At 64.9% G+C, this 16,060-nt stretch carries 8 protein-coding genes; 3 read left to right on the top strand and 5 right to left on the bottom strand.

From position 1 onward, the window contains the following. Window positions 1-93: 93 nt before the first annotated feature. Complete coding sequence (locus tag VT84_RS35405) at window positions 94-2,214, bottom strand: alpha/beta hydrolase family protein (RefSeq protein WP_052550204.1); 2,121 nt, start codon at window positions 2,212-2,214, stop codon at window positions 94-96. Between the two features lie 190 nt (window positions 2,215-2,404). On the opposite strand from VT84_RS35405, the gene VT84_RS35400 reads away from it, so the two are divergent. Further along, window positions 2,405-3,769, top strand: a complete 1,365-nt coding sequence (locus tag VT84_RS35400) for an ABC transporter permease subunit (RefSeq protein ID WP_052550206.1) — start codon at window positions 2,405-2,407, stop codon at window positions 3,767-3,769. 72 nt (window positions 3,770-3,841) lie between these two features. On the opposite strand, the gene VT84_RS39280 is transcribed toward VT84_RS35400, so the two are convergent. The 3 genes from VT84_RS39280 to VT84_RS35385 all read right to left on the bottom strand — a co-directional run bounded on the left by VT84_RS39280 (window position 3,842) and on the right by VT84_RS35385 (window position 11,417). Continuing rightward, on the bottom strand, window positions 3,842-4,828 hold the full coding sequence (locus VT84_RS39280; protein ID WP_157470192.1) for a hypothetical protein: 987 nt from the start codon (window positions 4,826-4,828) through the stop codon (window positions 3,842-3,844). Between the two features lie 141 nt (window positions 4,829-4,969). Then, entirely contained in the window at window positions 4,970-10,111 is a 5,142-nt protein-coding gene (locus VT84_RS40370; RefSeq protein ID WP_082842832.1) for a hypothetical protein, read from the bottom strand. A gap of 364 nt (window positions 10,112-10,475) precedes the next feature. Next, window positions 10,476-11,417: a HEAT repeat domain-containing protein gene (locus VT84_RS35385; protein WP_052550217.1), complete on the bottom strand. Its 942-nt coding sequence runs from the start codon at window positions 11,415-11,417 to the stop codon at window positions 10,476-10,478. Between the two features lie 347 nt (window positions 11,418-11,764). Here VT84_RS35385 and VT84_RS35380 point away from each other — a divergent pair, with 347 nt between their 5' ends. Together VT84_RS35380 and VT84_RS35375 are read left to right on the top strand one after the other, a co-directional pair. Further along, window positions 11,765-13,252, top strand: a complete 1,488-nt coding sequence (locus tag VT84_RS35380; RefSeq protein WP_052550219.1) for a serine/threonine protein kinase — start codon at window positions 11,765-11,767, stop codon at window positions 13,250-13,252. A gap of 85 nt (window positions 13,253-13,337) precedes the next feature. Then, the gene (locus tag VT84_RS35375; protein ID WP_082842831.1) at window positions 13,338-14,636 is read left to right on the top strand and encodes a hypothetical protein; all 1,299 of its coding nucleotides are present in this window, start codon (window positions 13,338-13,340) and stop codon (window positions 14,634-14,636) included. A gap of 20 nt (window positions 14,637-14,656) precedes the next feature. Here VT84_RS35375 and VT84_RS35370 read toward each other — a convergent pair whose 3' ends face one another. Further along, window positions 14,657-15,733, bottom strand: a complete 1,077-nt coding sequence (locus VT84_RS35370; protein WP_082842830.1) for a tetratricopeptide repeat protein — start codon at window positions 15,731-15,733, stop codon at window positions 14,657-14,659. Between the last annotated feature and the right edge of the window lie 327 nt (window positions 15,734-16,060).

Here is a 16,060-nt window from a genome sequence, read left to right as displayed (position 1 = left end):
AACTTCGGGCAAGTGGTTGCTTCGGGGTGTCGGTGTAGAAGAGCGGGCGCTCTTATAGCGCCCGCTTGCGAACGGTGAGAAAAGCACGCTGCCCTATTTTGGTCCGGGCGGCGCGTACTTTTTGAGCCACGCGAAGACTTCCTTGTGCCAGTACGCGCTGTTCTGAGGCTTGAGTACCCAGTGCCCTTCGTCCGGGAAGTTTACGAACCGGCTCGGCACCCCCTGGCGCTGGAGTGCGGTGAACAGCTCGTGCCCCTGACCGATCGGGCACCGGAAGTCCAAATCGTTGTGGACCACGAGCATCGGGGTCTTGTACTTGCCCAAGTTCCCGGCCTTCTTGTGCGGTGAGAATTCGGCGTACTTCTGGGGCTTCTCCCACGGTAACCCGCCGTGCTCCCACTCGTCGAACCACAGTTCGTCGGTCGTGCCCCACATGCTCTCGAAGTTCCACACCGAGCAGTGCGTGATGAGGCACTTGAACCGTTTCGCGATGTCGTTCACCGCGAACCAGTCCATCATGTACCCGCCGAAACTGGCCCCGGCTGATCCGATCCGGTCTTTATCGACATAAGGGAGCTTCTCAACGAAATCGAGGCCCGCGATGAGGTCGCGATAACACTTCCCGCCCCAATCCCCGGTGATCTCGTCCACGAATTTCTGGCCGAATCCGGTGCTCCCGCGCGGGTTCGGAAGCGCCACCACGTAGCCCTGCGCGGCCCAGGCCTGCGGGTTCCAGCGGAAGCTCCAACTGTTCTCCCACGCCCCCTGCGGGCCGCCGTGAACGAGGAACGCGACCGGCCATTTCTTTTTCGCATCGAACCCCGGCGGCTTCAGAATCCACATCTGCATGTTCACATTGCCCTCGACGGGCACTTCCACCGATTCCGGCTTGGGCAGGTCCAGTTCGGCGAGCAGCTTCTCGTTTACCTTGCTCACTTCCACAGGCTTCGCCTGATCCCCGGGCCACCAGTACGTTTTCACCTCGGCCGGGTGGTACATGGTGGTTTCGGTGAACGCGAGCATGTTCCGCTGGCGCGAGGTCGAGAGCGACCCGCACGCGCCGGCCGCGTACTCGGTCTTGAAGCCCGCACCGTCCGCCTGAATCATGAAGATCGGTGCCAGCCCCTCCGCGTCCGCGGTGAAGAGGAACGCGCGATCGTACTCACCGGTCCAGACGAACTCGCCCACCGATACGTCGTACTTCGTGGTCACGCTGAACGGCTTGTTTGTCAGCGTTCCGTCCGACTTGCAGTCCGCGACGAGGATGTCCCACTTGTCCGCTTCGTAGCCGGCTTTCTTCTGCGCGCGCCACGCGAGCTTCTTCCCGCTGGCAGAGAACTTCGGCCCGCTGTCCGCGGCCTTGTTGTCGGTGGTCAGTGTTTCCCACTTGGGCGACGTGTTCGTGATGCTCACGCGGCACAGGTCGTAGTTCGTGCTCCACGACTCCTCCTTTTCCGGCACCGCGGAGAACACGAGGTACCTGCCGTCCGGCGTGAACGTGAAATCGTCACCGCTGCTGAACGTGGTGCTCGTGGGGTTGGCGTCGCGGTCGCCGGGGGTAACGTCGCGGCAATTCGTGCCGTCGATTTTGCACACGAACAAGTGCTGGCGCTTGTCACCGACGTAATCGTCCCAGTGCCGGTAGAACAGCCGCGAGAACGTTTTCGCCTTCACGGGGCTTTTCTCGATCTCGTCGTCCTTCTCCTTGTTGAGCTTGTTGCTCTCGGCGAACGGCTTCTCGCTGAACTCCGGGTACACGCTCGATACGAACGCGACGGATTTGCCGTCCGGCGCCCAGATACCGCTCCCGGCGCCGGTGCTGATGTCGGTGATCTGTTTCACCGCGCCGTCGGCCGTCAGCACCCACAATTGGGCCGAGCCCGAGCGCGTGGACTCGAACAGGACGCGCTCGCCGTCGGGCGACCAGCGCGGGTTCATGTCCTTCTTGCCCTTCGGGTCGGTGAGCTGTTTCGGCTCCCCTTTACCGTCGGCCGGGGCGAGCCACAAAGCCGTGCTGCTCTTGTTCGCGGCGAGATCGACCGTCGTGACCTGATAAACGACGGTTTTCCCGTCCGGGCTGATTTGCGGCGCCGCGGCGCGATTGAACGCGAACAGGTCTTCTACCTTCATTGGCCGCTTGTCAGCGGCGCCCGCCGACAGAACCAATACGAGGAGCGCCGCGGACGCGACCGCGGCGCGCGTGAGTGCGATCATTCGGAACCCTCTCTCCGGATGCGGGGGCGTCGGCCCCGGCGCAATTGACACGTTGTACCCGAATTGCAAGGTGCGAAACAGCACCCGAACCAAATGACGAGTTCGCGGTGATACTTTGACCGGTTCCCCTTGGCGCACCGGATTTCACCCTATAACACCCCGAGCACCGTTCCCCGCACCGGGTCGATTCATGCGCTGGTCCGTTGTCCGTTTGATCGCCGCCCGCGAGGTCCGCGACCAGTTGCGCGACCGCCGCACGCTGTTCCTCATCCTCGGGCTGCCCGTCCTCATGTACCCGCTGTTCGTGGGCGTGGGGATTCTGTTCGTCACCGCGCTGAAAGAGAAGAAGCTCGTGGTGGGGCTGGTCGGGGTCGAGCACCTCCCGCGCGCGGAAGCGGACCTGGCGCCGGTCCTCGGCGGCCCGGGCGGCGCCGCACAGAGGTTGCGGGCGTACCCGTCGCTCCTCGGACCCGACGGGCAGTTCGCGCCCGCGTATGCGACGACCGCACTCGATTCGGCCCCGCTGAGAGCCCAACCGCTCGACGCCGCGACCGACGAGGAACTCACCGCCCTACTCGCTTCGCGCCGGGTGGACGCGATCGTCGTCATCGACCCCGGCACCGCGACGAAACTGGACCGCGACGAGCGCCCCACGGTGCGCGTGCTCGGGCGCGACGGCGAGGAGAACTCGAAGCTCGCCGTGCAGCGCATCACGTCGGTGCTCCAGAAGTGGGCCGACGACGTGAAGGGCGCCCGGTTCGCGCGCCGCGGACTGCCCCCGAATTTCGACAAGCCGATCGAGATCCGCGACCCGCAATCGGAGAAGACGAGCGAGAAGAAGATCGCCGACGACCTGCGCGACATGCTGGTGAAGGTGATCCCGTTCCTACTGGTGATGTGGATGCTTACCGGGGCCATTTATCCGGCCATTGACATGACCGCTGGCGAGAAAGAGCGCGGGACGATGGAGACGCTGCTCATCAGCCCGGCGGAACGCACCGAGATCGTGGCCGGGAAGTTCCTCGCGACGACCTGCTTCTCGTTCGGCACCGCAATGTGGAACGTGACGCTCATGCTCGTTGCGGTAGCGGTGGCTCCGCTACTTGCCCCGGGGCTGTTCGGGCACGGGCTGATCTCGATCGCGGGGCTGGCCGCGTGCATTTTGGCAGCGGTACCATTGGCGATGTTGTTTGCGGCTTTGGCGCTCTCGCTGGGTATCTTCGCTCGCAGCACGAAGGAGGGGAACTACTACATGGTTCCACTGTTCTTCGTGGTGCTCCCGCTGGCCTACTGGAGCATGACGCCGGGGATCGAACTGGACGGGTTCACGCGCTGGGTGCCGATGGCGAACGCGCTACTGTTCCAGCAGCGCCTGATGTCGGTGCGACCGGACGCTTTCCCGTGGCAGCACGCCCCGGCGGTGTTCGGCTCGCTGAGCCTGTGCGTCGCGCTTGCGCTGTTCGCCGCAGTGCGGCAGTTCCACCGCGAGGGCGTACTGTTCCGTGAGAGTGAAGCCGGAGGGAAGGGTGGCTGGTCGCTCTTTGGGAAGAAGTGAGCGAAGTAGTTGCTTCGTGTGGCGGAACCGCCCGAGCGGATTGCTACGGGCGGTTTTGAAATGCCGATTGGGTTACTTCTTTTTGGGTGGGATCGTGTACGCTCCACTTTTGGGTGCGTACTCTCGCCGCATTGAGACAAATTCGCTTTTCTCGGTCAGTTCCTTGACCCCCGCTTCAAATCGTTCCCGAACCTTGAATTTTCTGGTGGGGTCTTCACTCGTCTCGTACCCGTCAAGGCACTCGGAAGGGAGCCGCGTACCGTCCGTAGCGTAAGCCGCCCGGTATACGATGGGAGCATCCTTGACCGGGTTTTCAAACAGATCGATTTCTTGGGCGCGACACCCACAGAGGATCACACCCGTGACTTTAGAACCTGGTTTGACGTCCACGTTCCAGAAACACGGCGTGGTACAAGACAGTACCAAGACGACTTCTTTCTCATCGCGGACTTGGACTCGAATGGTGCGAAAATCTGCTGGAATATCGGGGATCGAATCGGGGAAGAGGGCCTTCATCACGCCCCAGTGGAGCCGAGCGGTTTGGTGCATCGTCCGGGTTTTTCCCAACTTGGCCAAGTACGCCGATCCGTCGTCGAGCGCCACATCCTTGAACGTCTTTTCGTCGTAGAAATCACGGTCGTCCAGGATTTCATTAAATCTGCGGACGAAGTCGTTCTTCAGGATGCCGGTCTTCAACGATTCGGGCATGCCTCGGCCCGTGGGCTGCGTCAGTCGTTCAATAATTTCATCTTCGGCGGCACGTTTTAGCACCTCCTCGGGGGTGTACTCACGGACGCGCGCGACAGCCTCTCCCTTTCCGTCACGAATGGTTGTGATTAGCTTCGCCCAATCTTTTACATCTCTCACCCGAAGTTCGACCGTGGTAGGCTCGTATACTGCAATGCCGTGAAGCTCGGCCGTCTTTGCTGCTTTGAGCAGTGCGGCGGGGCCTCCGGTTTCAGGGGGCTTAGACTTGACTGCTGGTTCGGCTGCTGAAACAGAAATGAGCACACAAAGCGCGGCCGTGATAGCGACGACCAAATTGCGCAAAACGAGCATCGGCAGCCTCCAGTTTGGGCTGTGAAACTGGCGCCAATAGTACATTCAGTGACATTTTGATGCGAGATTGAATTGTTCAAACAGATCGGGCCGGAACCCTTGCGAGTTCCGGCCCGATTGCCTTTGTCGTTCAACTTCGGCTTACGGCCGGGCACGGTCGAGGGCGTTGCGGCCCGATCCTTGGATCGGTGCGAGGGCTGCGCTCAGCGTGCGGTTCGGGAGCAACGACGCTCGTTCGCGCTCCGCGCCTTGGGCGAAGTCCTTCTTCGCTTGCTCGTCCTCACCCAGCGCCCAGCGGGTCGCACCCAGGAAGTACCACACGACCGGGTCGGTCGGGTCGTTTTTCGTGGCGTCGAGCAGCGCCTTCACCGCAGCATCGTAGCGCCCTGACTTGTACGCCGCGATGCCCGCGTCCAGCGCCACCGCAGCCGCTCTCGGATCGGTGGTCCGGTCCGCGACCGGCTGGCGGTACAGCGCGACCGGGTCGGCCACCGCTGCCAGTCCTTGGTCCGCGGCGCGTGTCCACGGCTTGCCCGCCGCGGTCTTGTAGGCCGGACTGCGCCGGGCGGCCTCGAACATCGCTTTCGCGTTCGCCAGATCGCCCTTAATCAGGTACGCCATCCCCGCCACAGTGCGGGCCTTCGCCGCGTCCTCGGATTCGGGAACCGACCCTGTTATCGCTTTCTCGGCCGCGGACAGTGCCGGCTCGCTGTCGGCCGGGCGCCGGAGTTCGGTCAACACGGGCAGCCAGATGTCCATCACCTGCCCCGGCGTAATCGAGTTAACCAACTGCTTCTGGAATTCGATCTCGCGCTGCACGAATTTCTTCTTCTCAGCTTCAGTCCGGGCTTGTTCTTCCTTCAGCGCGAGCGTGTGAGCCTCGTTCAACTTGGTGACGGACGCGGCGTGCTCGTCGGTCAGCTTCTTCGCGTCGGCCGCGAACTTGTCGGTGAGCTTCTTGAGTTCCTCTCCACTGCCGTCCTTCAGTTTCTTCGTTTCGGCCGTGTAGTCGTCGGCCAATTTCTTGAGCGCTGCCGAGTGGTCGTCCTTGAGTTTCTTGGTGTCGGTGTCGTACTTGTCGGTGAGCCGCTTCGTTTCCGCTTCGAGTTTGGCGGCCACGATCTTTGTTGAGCCTTCGGCCTTGCTGAGCCGCTCGGCGATATCGAGCAACTGACCGGTGGACAACCCGCCGCCACCGATGGCGACCATCGAATTGGGAACGAGCGCCTTCAGGTCCGGCCCGGTCACGCGCGACGCCACGGACTTCGTCGCCGCGAGCACGTCCGCCGGCCCCCACTTGTCCGGGATCGGCGTCACCGGCTTCAGCGCTTCCACCAGCGAGGCGAGCACGTCTTTCTGGTCCTTGACGTCCTTCTCGGCCGTTTTCAGTTCCGCCATCGCGGTTTCGAGCTTCTTCTCGGCGGTCTTCAGATCGACGGCAGCAGTTTTCAGTTTCTCTTCGGCTTCGGTCTTACCCTTCTCGGCGGTCTTTGCTTCTTTGTCGAGCTTCGCGACTTCGGCCGTGAGCGTCGTCACCATGCCGCGCGCCGCGGTCACGTCCTTCTCGGCGCCCAGGAGCTTCTCGATCGCCTTTGCGAGCCCGTCTTTCTTGATCGTCGCAGCCAGTGCAGGGTTACCGTAAATGGACCCGCGCAGCTCCCAATACGCTTTCAGTTCGTCGCAGGAGCGGGTGAAGATCTGTTCGAGCGGGTCGGAGAGCGGGTTCAGCCCGCGCCCGGCGCTCGCCTTTGCCCGCGCCGCGTGCGCGGCCTTCGCCTTCGTGATCTGATCGACGGCTTCCGTGTACTTACCACCGGCCGCGAGGTTCACGGCCTTCCAGTAGAACACGCCCGGTTCGGGGGCTTCGCTTTGCGGGGCGTCCTGGAGCAACAGCGTGGACGCGAACAGAATGCGCTCCGCGTCGGCCGGATCGAGCCGCCGGGACGTACCCGCGGGACTCGGGGCTTCGAGCGCGTTGAGCTTGTCGAGGAGCGCCTCGAAGGTGGCCTTGTACGCAGGGTACTTGGCCATCGCGTCGGTGTACACCTTGCGCGCGGTCTTGGTGTCGCCCACAACCTCGTGCGAAACCCCGAGTGCTACCGCGGCTTTCACCGCGCGCTTCACGCCGCCCGGTTCCGTGAGTGCCGGCACGTCAGCGAGCACCGCTTCGAGTTCGTCGCGTGCGACCTTCAGATCTGCGTCGTTGGCCGGAACGGTCGTCCCGTCCTTGAGAGCCTGTACCCGCGCGAACACCCGAATAGGGCCAGAATTGGCCTTATCGACCGTGCTGGTCGGCGGGCTGTTCTTGAAGTGTTCGAGCGCCGTTGCGGTGTCCCCCGCCGCGAACGCGGCTTGCGGGTCCACGGGCGCCGCGGCGGGCGGGAACCCGGCGGGCGGGCCGCCCGGTCCACCGGGACCGAACGGTCCACCCGGTCCGCCCGGCCCACCGGGACCGCCTGGTAGCGGCCCACCGGGAGGTCCACCGGGGGCGAACTGCGCTTTCTTTTCGTTCGGAATCACGCCACCGAAGTAGACCCCGGCCCACGCGCCACCGGCCGCCAGCGCGCCGATGAGCAACCCCGCGGCCATGCCGCTTCCGCCCTTTTTCGCGGGCTTGGCTTTTTTCTCGGGTGCCACGGGGCTAGTCCCTGAACCAGTACCCGCGTCGCTGTCCTTGTTGGGTTTGGTCTTGCTCGTTGGTGCGGGGGCGGCCTTTCGGTCCTTGTCTTTCCCCTTTTCCTTCGTTCCGGGCTTGGCCTTCACGGATTCCGAAACGGCCGAGCCTTCAGCGGACCCGGAGAGCCAGTCCACGCTGACGACCGGTTCGCGGGTCGGGGCCGTTTGGGACGGATCGATCGCTCCGGTGCTCCGCGTCGGCATTTCGGCTGAATCGTCCGGCAACTCGCCGCGCAGGATCGAGGACAGTGAGACCCCGTCGCGCGCGGCCCGGGTCGCGTCTTCGTCCCCGGCGAGGGCCGCGTCGCCCCAATCGACGGACCCGTCCGACGAGTCCGCGTCCGGCAACTGGAAGTTCGCGGAACTCCGCTTCGCGTCCGGTTCGGTCGCCTTGGGGCGCACGACCGTCGCGTCCAGTTCGGGCTCGTCCGTGAATTCGGCCACATCGTCGGCGTTCGGGGGAGCCTGAGAGCCGGGCTTCGCGCCTGCGGAATCGTCCACGTTGCCCGAATCGGCGAACGGGGATTTCAGCCCGGAGAAGATGCTCGACGGGGCCGACGAGAGCGACGGCGGGCCGTCGTCGTCCGCCTGACTCGATGCGACCAGATCTTCCAGGTCGAATTCCGGCGCGGTGTGGTCCTGGTCGAGCAGGTTCGACCCGCTCTGGTCGCGCCAGTCCTCGGCGTCTTCCGCGTCGTCGAACAGCCCGGCCGGGACCGGCTCGTCCGAGACCGTCAGATCGAAGCCGTCCGCCGGCCTGACGCTCAGGGTCCGGTCCACGCCGGGCGCCTCCACGCGCACCGAGGACTCGTCCTGCGGTCCGGGCTGGACTTCGGTGTGATCGGCGAGGATGCTGGACGCATCGGCGTCGTAGGCCGGGTTCGCGCCGTAATCGGTCGCGTCCGTGTGCGGCGCGCCGGGCAGGTCGGGCGTGTGCGCGAGGGTCGCGGAATCGAACAGTTGATGATCCAGCGCCGGTGCGGGCATGTCGTGAATGGACTCGGCGTCCACCCGCTCCGAATCCAGAATTTCCGTTCCGCCGTCCGCCAGTTCCGCGGCCACCAGCAGGTCGCTCGCCCCGCCGTCCTGCATGGTGCCGTCGTCCGCCGGATCGAACGTGAGCGCGACGTCGGACTGCTCGGCCCCGATCAGTGGCTCGGGATCGATTTCGATTTCGGCGTCCACCGCCTCGGCCGTGGGCACGGGCGCGCCGGTGAAGATGTTCGAGTTTTCGATCACCTCGGGGCCGGCGTCGACCAGTTCTGCGGCCGGGATTTCTTCCGCGTTCGTGCCCGAATCGAGCCACCCGGACGCGGGCTTGACCGGCTGAATCGGCTCCGCGTCTCCCAGCGGCACTTTCGAGTCGACCGCGGGCGGCGGGGTATCCGGCTCCGCGGGCGCAATCACCTTGCCTTCAGTGCCAATGTCGACGAGTGACCGGGAGCCGGAAACGTTAATGAAATCGAAAGACGCATCGACCGGGCGCGCGATCGGCTTCGGCGGCAGCGCGGCGTGCGTGTTGGACTCGTTGGCGTCCGGCCCGGGGATCGGCGGCAAATCACTGACCGAGTCCACCCCTTCCGGGAGCTGGAACTCGAACGACGAGCCGCCGCGCTGGTACCCCGGGGGCACAATCGACGGGAGCGACGGAGTGGAACCGGAGGAGCCGGAGCCCGTTGGGAACAGGCCCTTTACGTCCGGCACGCTGCCCGACGAACCGCTCGGCTCCGTATCGGGCGCCGCGGCGGGCAGTTGAACCGAACCGAGGGAGAACGACGACGGGTCGTTGGTCGGGGCGAGGGCACCCAGCGCGACTACCGACTCGCCCTCTTTCCCACCGGACGCGCCCGGCGCTTGGTCCAGCCCGGATATGTCGGCCGGGTCCGCATCGGCCAGCGGCAACTCGTCCAGTCCGAAGATGTCCGGGTCCGAGCCGAGCGGCACGTACCCGCCGCCACCGAGCGCGGCCGACGAGTCCAGGTCCGCGATCGGGATCTCCATCGAATCGCTCCCCGGGGGGATCGGGAGCGGCCCCCCCAGGGCATCGATCTCGGCCGCACCGAGATCGATTTCGACGCTGCTCGGCGCCCGGGCCGGGATGTCCGGGAGCGCGCCGTGTGCTGGGTCAACGGGCGGGTACAGGCTCGATACGTCTGGTAGGTTGGCCGGTTCGAGCGGCTGCATTCCGGCCGCGCCCGGGGCCGCGAGTGAGGCCGTGGGGTCGAACAGAACGGCCGAGTCGTCCGCGTGGGGCTGTGGGGGCAGGTCCGGGAGCAGGAACGTGCCGTCGGCCGAATCCGACCCGGCCGGGTTGTTGGCCTGCGGTTCCAGGCCGAAATCGCCGAACGACCCGCGGCTACCGAACGGGCTTTTCACCCCCGGTGCGCCTTCCGGTATCGGTGGCAGTCCGAAGTCCGACCGGCTGACGTTGGCATCCGGTTCCGGAATCGGCAGCGGCTCACTGCCCTCGTCCGGCAACTGGAACTCGAACGACGACCCACCGCTCCGGTACCCGCCCTCCGTGGGCGCATCGGACTGAGGATTTTTCGCGTTCGGGTCGGATTGATCGGGGGGCGATGGCTGGTTCGGATCGTTGGGGTTCGACATGGAGCTGCTCCGTGCGTGCAGAGTCCGCGGGCCGCGAGCGCGTATCGTGAGATGTTAACTCTTGACGGGGCGAACCGCTCCGGGACGGGCAGATTTTTCGTCGCTTTTCCGGCGCAGACGGCCGAATCGTCGGAACCCGTGACACTTGCCCGCGTACCCGGCCCTGCCATCGTACCCGATATTTGCCTAATCCGGTAATTCGATCCGTTCGGCAAAATCGGCTCAATAGTCAAAAATCGTAAGGGCGAAAGTCAGCCAGCGAGTCAAAAGTTGCACGGTCGAAAGTCGTAAAGTCGAAGACCCAACCAGGGTTCCGACTTTACGACTTTCGACCGTGCAACTTTTGACCGTACCGCGAGGCGAGTTACTTTTTCCAGAAGACCGCGTTCTGAATGGCGCTTTCGAGCTTGGTCGGCTCGGGTGCGATGACGACGCCGGCCTGAACGACCTCGTCCCATTTCGTGGGGTCGGGCGGGAGTTGCTTACCGGTCAGTTTCATCAGGCCCGCGTGCGATTGCCGGGCCAGAATCACGTCCTTACCCGCTTCCTGTTTGAGCACCTGTGCCAGCGCAACGACCGCGTCCGGTTGGCGGCAGTTGCTCAGCCCGCGCACCGCGGCCTGGCGCACTTCCGGGTCGTCACTCCCGGGCGCGGCGGTGTCCGGACCGGCCGTACCCGCAACGGTCGCGAGGAACCGTGCTGCTTCGGGCTTGTGCGTGTGGCCGACCGACTCCAAACACCGGCACCGCAGTGCCGAGACCGTGTCCGGAGCGTACCCCGTCGGTCCCTTGAGCGGCATACCCGGGTCGATTCCGGTGCGCGTCGGTGCGCGGCTCGCGCTCGTGCCCCCAACGGGAACGATGGCCGAAGGGTCCGGTCCCTTCGGTGCCGCGCGTTCCGCTTCCGTTAGCCCGTCGGCGGTTTGGTACGCCGTCATTAGGATCGCGGCGACGCGGTCGTCCTCGAACCGGCCGAGCGCTTCAATAGCCGCGAACCGGAGCACCGGGCTGGAGTCCGCGGTCGCTGCTTGCTTGAGAATGTCGAGGATCTGGTCCTGGTCTTCTTGGGTGCCGTTATTACGGGCCGGCTCCTTGAGGCGGTGCATGGCCTTGGCCCGCTCGTCCCCGGAGCGCGGGGGATCGGCCCGGAGCACCACCATCGGGTCTTCCGGTGAAATCACTTTGCCGACAGTCTTGAACGGCGCGTCGCGGAACTTTCGACTGGTGATTGCGTCCCACATATTGGCGCACCCGGTCGGCAGTAGGGCTGCGGAGGCCGCGACGGCGATCGTCAGTGCCCGGTACACGTTTCCCCCGGCCCGCAACGGGCGGCTCTTTAGTCACGAATGAGTCGCGGGGAATATCGACGATCCGGGAGCGGGTCAACTGCAAGCCGAAATGCGGAATTAGGCTCCAAAGTGCGAATCGCGGCGGTACCGGCGGAGATTCAATGCCAAAGCCTGGAATGATACTTCCTGACAATAATCGAATGGCGGTCCAAACCGTTTGGTTCTCGTGCGGTTTGTACGCTATTTGGCCCGTTCTTTGCTCTTGACGTAGCCTTCTCATGGTTGCGTGGTCGGCGAGCGAGTGGTAAGGTATTCACATTCGGTGATCGCCTTCGATCCCTTCATCTAAATTGTCGCTGGCGGGTATGGCTGTTAACCTCGATGCCTCTGGAATCGGCCAACTGGCCCTCCGTCTCGGCCTGGTTGGTCCCGATCAAATACGAGACGGGCTCGACGAACTGGGCGACAAAAAGGCCCCGGCCACCGACATGGTGCGGCTGCTGGAGCGCAAGCGCCAGCTCACGCCCTGGCAGGGCAACAAGCTGCTCAAGGGCGATCTCGACGGCTACTTCCTCGGCGGGTACCGGCTCCTGTACAAGATCGCGTCCGGGAGCTTCGGGCGCGTCTACCGCGGGGACGATCAGCGCAGCGGACAAGTTGTCGCGGTGAAGGTGCTGCGCAACAAGTGGACAATCGACAAACAGAAGGTCGAACTGTTCCAGCGGGAAGGGAAGCTGGGGCTGACCATTCGGCACCCGAACATCGTCTCCGTCCTCGCGGTGAACCAGGACTCGAAGACCGGCCAGCACTTCATCGTGATGGAGTTCGTCGAGGGCGGGAACCTGCGCGACCTGCTCCAGGCGCGGAAGAAGCTCAACCCGGACGAAGCGCTTCGCATCATGGACGAGTGCGCGCAGGGGCTGGCGTACTCGCACGCACGCGGCCTCACCCACCGCGACATCAAGCCGACGAACATCCTGATCGCGGTCTCCACCGGGCAAGCGAAACTCGTGGACTTCGGGCTGGCCGAGATCAGCCAGGGATCGTCCGTTCACCTCCAGCGCCAGGACGACCGCGACGACGACGTGGCCGTGGACCGGACGGTCGATTACGCCGGCCTCGAAAAGGCGACCAACCAGAAACCCGGCGACGTGCGGAGCGACATCTACTTCCTCGGCTCGGTCCTCTACGAGTGCCTCACCGGGCACCCGATCATGCCGGTCACGAAGGACCGGCAGGCGCGGATGCAGGCGCGGCGCTACATGGACGTGGAGGACACGCTGCGCCAGCACGGCCCCGGACTGGGCATCACGCCGCCGCTCATGCGCTTGCTCGGCAAGATGGTCGCGTTCGAGCCGGCCCAGCGGTTCCAGACCCCGACCCAACTGGTCGAAGCGCTCCAGGCGTGCCGCGCGGAACTGGCGACCGGGACCGCGCAGCCCCGGGGACCGGTCGGGCCGAAGACGCTGTTCGTGGTCGAGCAGAACCAGAAGCTCCAGGACACGTTCCGCGACCGGTTCAAGGCCGAGGGGTACCGGGTCGTGCTCACGATCGACCCCGGACAGGCCGTGCGCCGGTACCGCCAGCAGGCGTACCACGGGGTCATCATCGACGCGCGCACGGTGGGCCACGACGGGGTGACCGCGTTCAACGACGTGCTCCGGGCCGCGGACAGCGCGGGTATGGAGGTCGGCGCGATCCTGATCCTCGGGCAGGACCAGGCGAACTGGAAGGCGCAGGCTCGCACGGACGCGCACGGCGCGGTCCTGATCGACCCCGGTGTGACCATGAAACAGTTGCTGCGCACCCTGAACGAACTGACCGGGACCGAGCAGGCGCCGGGCGAGGACTGAGCGCCCCTTTCCCCGTGATACGCACGTTCGTACACTGACGGGGCGAAGGAATCCCTCTTCCCCACGACGGAGCGGGTCTGCCCGCATGTCGATCGTTCTGTCTCTCACCGGCCAACTCGAACTTGCGGAGCGCTTGTCGCGCACCGAAGCCCGCGACTGGTTGGCGCGCGCCGCCGTCTGGTTCGAGGGGATCGGCGACGCGGTGCTTGACGCGCGCGTCGTGCGCGACGGCGAGGAGCGCCCGGTACTGCTTCTCGTGTTACACCCGGCCGCACCCGCGGCGGAGGTCCGGCTCGGGGCGAGCGGGCGGCTCCGTGTCAGCGCCGTCACCGAAGCGGCCGGCCCCGGTTACCACATTTATCTGTGCGATCTGTTCCGCCAGATGGCCGACGAGTTCGAGTTCGCGTGGGTCGCGGACGACTGCGTCGACCCCACGGGGTACTTCCACTCGCGGGGCCGGGGCGCGTGCGAGCGATTCTTTCTCCAGTGGCTCGCCGAACAGTGCGCCACCAACTCCAGAAGCATTGGTCTTCCTGCCTCGCACGGGTTCACGTATCCCGCTGACTTACTCACGCCGCTCGGCCCGCGAACGCGCGCCTGGGCAGCCGAGGTTGCCGCACATCTCGAAAAGGGGCGCGACTTCTTCGCATGGTGGAACCCGGCACTGGACTCGATCTTTTATCGCGGGCGCGCCTTGGTTCGGATGTGGCTCGACTTCTTTTGGCGCCCGCCGCTCTCGGAAGCCGATGGTGAACTCGCCGACCAGATCGCCAACGACCTCGCCAGCGCGTTCAAACTGGACCCGGCCGCGGAACTCCCGTGGGCCGAGTGGCTCGAACTCCTCACGGCCATCGCCGGTGACGAAGACGGCTACTGCGTGACGCCGAACGACGACGGGTTGAGTATCGAGTTGTGGAAACACATGGGGCCGCTCCCCGCACCCGCGGCGAAGGACCGGATCGGGTACCGGCGGTACCCGGTGCGCGTGTCGCTCGATGGGAGTTGGTCCGTGGAAATCCCCGGCGAACTGGCACGCGAGCGCAACGACGACCGCACGTGGACCGCGTGGGACCGGACGCGCACCGTCTGGTTTCACCCCCTTCGATTCACCAAGCCCGGCGGTGAACCGCCCACTGCGGCAGAAACGGCCGAAGTGGGGCGCAAGAGCTTACCCGAGGGTGAGGCGCTTCCGGGTTTCGATCGCGATGGGCTGCGCGGGGAAGCTGTGTTCGGCCCGGTCGAAGAGGACGGCCGCACGCTCTGGCGGCTCAGCGGCGTCATCGGCGCGCCGGGCCAACTGGCCGTGTGCAATGTGTACATCGAGAACGAGTCCGACCGCGACTGGGCCGTGCGCACGTGGCGCTCGCTCCGTCCCGGTGGGTAGAGGTGGAGCGAGCGTTCGGATTACTTTTGCTCGCTGCGCGGTTTGGCCGTTGGAGCATTCGGGTCCACTACGACAGCAGCTTTAGGCGAGATTGTTCGGAACGCCTTCTCGCTCTCGTACAGCTTGAGCTTCTCGCGGGCACCGGCCCCGAACTTCTTCTCGTACTCCCGGTCCCCGAGCACTTTCCTTTGGTACTCGGTCGCCTTCGCGAAGTCGCCGGTTTCGGCGTAAGCGGCGGCGAGCGTTTCCAGCATCAGCGTTTCGCGGAACCCGGTCAGATCACACGCCTTCTTCGCGAGCTCGAGTGCCCGCTTACCGTCCCGCACGATCGTGTCCGGGCACGTCGCCAGGAGCCACGCGAGGTCGTCCATCAGGAGCGGACTCGTGGGGTCGAGCCGGCCGGCCTCGGTGAAATCCTGCGCGGCCAGATCGTAATCACCCTTGCGCTGGTGGACCAGCGCGCGATTGCGCCACGGGGTGGAATACTTCGGGTCCGATTTGATCGCCGCCGTGTAGTCCTCAAGGGCCGCCTCGAACTTGCCCTGGGACTCCAGTGCCACGCCGCGGTTGTTGAGCGCGACCGAGTACCCGGGTTCCAAACGCAGTGCCTCTTCGTAATCCTTGATCGCGCCGTCCACGTCGCCCTTTGCCCGCCGCGTGCGGCCGCGTTCGACGTAGAGCGCGGAATGCGGGTCGAGGCCGATCGCGGCCGTCAGGTCTTCGATCGCGCCGTCGTGGTCCTTGTAGAAGACGCGCGCGACCGCGCGGTTGCGGTACGCCCACGTGTCCTTGCCGTCGGCCTTGATCTTCTCGCTGAAGAATTTTTCGGCGTCGGCCACCCGCACCACTTCGGACTTCTTTACTTGCCCGATGTACGGCCCGGGGTGAATCACGTGCCGGATTTCGAGCCACTCGCCCAGGTCGCGAACGACGGTGCCGGAGTAGGAGAACTCGCCGATGTTCTTACCCGCTGCGTCGCGCAGCGGGAGCCGGTCCTTCACCGGGAAGACCATCTGACCGGCCCACTCACCGGGGCCGTTCGCGCAAGCAAAAGAAGGGGTTAGGCCAACCAGTACGAGAACCAAGAGTCGTCGCATGGTGCATCTCCACAGTGGCGATACACAAGATTGTCGAGTGATAGGCCAAAGAACGCAAGTGGCGCACAGTGCCAAAACGCTTCAACCCGCACCAATTGGGTACGGGTTGAAGGAGTGATATTTACAACGCCGCCGGGCGCCAGCCGGTGAGGAGCGAGAAAGCATTTTTGACAGGATTAACAGGATCGACCGGATTGAAAGCCCGTGCACGGTGAGCCGAACAAGGGCCGGGTGCTCATCGGCGGGCTCTCGCCCTCAGACGGTGCCTTTTGAATCCGGTCGATCCTGTTAATTCTGTCAAAATTGCTTTCACCGATTGTCCGCGCT

The organism is Gemmata sp. SH-PL17, from assembly GCF_001610855.1.
In the GTDB taxonomy this organism is placed as follows: Bacteria; Planctomycetota; Planctomycetia; order Gemmatales; family Gemmataceae; genus Gemmata; species Gemmata massiliana.
The sequence above is the reverse complement of the archived record's forward strand: the minus strand, read 5'-3'. Positions and strand labels throughout refer to the sequence as shown.